The organism is Streptomyces sp. WG5 (genome assembly GCF_049974565.1).
Lineage (GTDB): Bacteria > Actinomycetota > Actinomycetes > Streptomycetales > Streptomycetaceae > Streptomyces.
On sequence record NZ_JBNGGC010000121.1, the window covers coordinates 1 to 1,623 of the forward strand.

The 1,623-nt window shown below is 68.9% G+C and carries 1 pseudogene; it reads left to right on the forward strand.

Annotated elements, in window-relative coordinates:
* The first annotated feature begins 124 nt into the window (after window positions 1–124).
* Window positions 125–1,325 (forward strand): annotated as a pseudogene (locus ACP4IX_RS36145) (IS3 family transposase).
* The last annotated feature ends 298 nt before the right edge of the window (window positions 1,326–1,623 follow it).

Sequence of the window (1,623 nt, forward strand, 5' to 3'; positions counted from 1 at the left end):
GTGGCGGGTGCGGGGTAGAGCTCCGCGAGCTGCCGCAGCAGCCGGGCGTACGCCTCACGCTCAGGGCCGCGCGGCTCTGGACACACGAGACACTGGATCCTGAGGATCTGAGAACGGACATCTCGTGGTCATGAAGAACTATCCGCCGCAGTTCAAGGCGGACGCGGTCGCGCTGTACCAGTCGCGGCCCGAGGCGACGATCCGGGAGGTCGCCGCCGATCTGGGGATCAATCCCGAGACCTTGCGGAACTGGGTCCGGGCGGCCGGGGCGAGCCGGCCCCGGGGACGCCGGGCGGAGACACCCGCCGAACCGCCCACACCGCTGGAGGCGGAGAACGCCGCTCTGCGGAAGAAAGTCCGTGAGCTGGAGGAAGAGCGCGAGATCCTGCGCAAGGCCGCGAAGTATTTCGCCGGGGAGACGCGCTGGTGAACCGCTTCCAGTTCGTCGCCGACCACCAGCGCCGTTACGGCGTGAAGCGGCTGTGCACCATCTTGGGCATCGCCCGCTCCAGCTTCTACTACTGGCGTCGGACGGCCGCGGACCGGGCCGCCCGGCAGGCGGCCGACGCCCGGCTCGCCGCCCGGATACGGGCCGTGCACCGCGAGTCGGACGGCACCTATGGCGTTCCCAGGATCACCGCCGAGCTTCGTGAGGCGGGAGAGCGTGTCAACCACAAGCGGATCGCGCGGGTGATGCGGGCTGCCGGTCTGGTGGGCGTGCGCTTGCGCCGCCGACATCAACCACTGCTGCGGACCCGGCCGCGACGAAGACACCGGACCTCGTCGGCCGCGACTTCACGGCAAGCGAGCCGAACAGGAAGTACGTCGGCGACATCACCTACCTCCCGCTGGAGGGCGGCACGTTCCTCTACCTGGCGACCGTCATCGACCTCGCCTCACGCCGCCTGGCCGACTGGTCGATCGCGGACCACATGCGCACCGGCCTTGTCACCGACGCCCTGGCGGCCGCCGAACGGACCCGCGGCAGCCTCGCCGGGGCAGTCCTGCACACCGACCACGGGGCCCAGTACACCAGCCGGGCCTTCGCCGACGCCTGCCGCCAGTCCGGCGTCCGCCAGTCCATGAGCGCGAGCGGCAGCTCGGCGGACAACGCGCTCGCCGAGTCCTTCAACGCGACCTTCAAACGCGAGACGCTCCAGGGCCGCAAGCACTGGCCCAGCGAGCGCGAGACCCGCCTCGATGCGTTCCGCTGGCTGCACCGCTACAACACCCGACGCCGTCACTCCCGCCTCGGACAACGCAGTCCCATCGCTTACGAGACAGCCCCCGATACAACACCAACTACCCTGGCCCAAGCCGCATAGCCCGTGTCCAAGATCCCGGGTCAAGGCCCAACCGCCCATGTGAGCGACTGACCCACGGGCCGCAACCCCGATACTCCGTTGCTTGATCAAAAACCAGTTCGACAGCATGGCGCCATGCAACGAGATGAACACGCCGGACCCGCAGCACTGCGCGCCATGCAGAGCCTGGCCACCCGCACCTTTCCGTCAACCGGCTACTACCACATCGGCGACCTCACATGGAACGGGTCTGTCAAACGAGCGGTGTAACTGGAGGGGTTGGGACTACTGGCGGGCTGCCGACAGGCGGCCGTCGAAG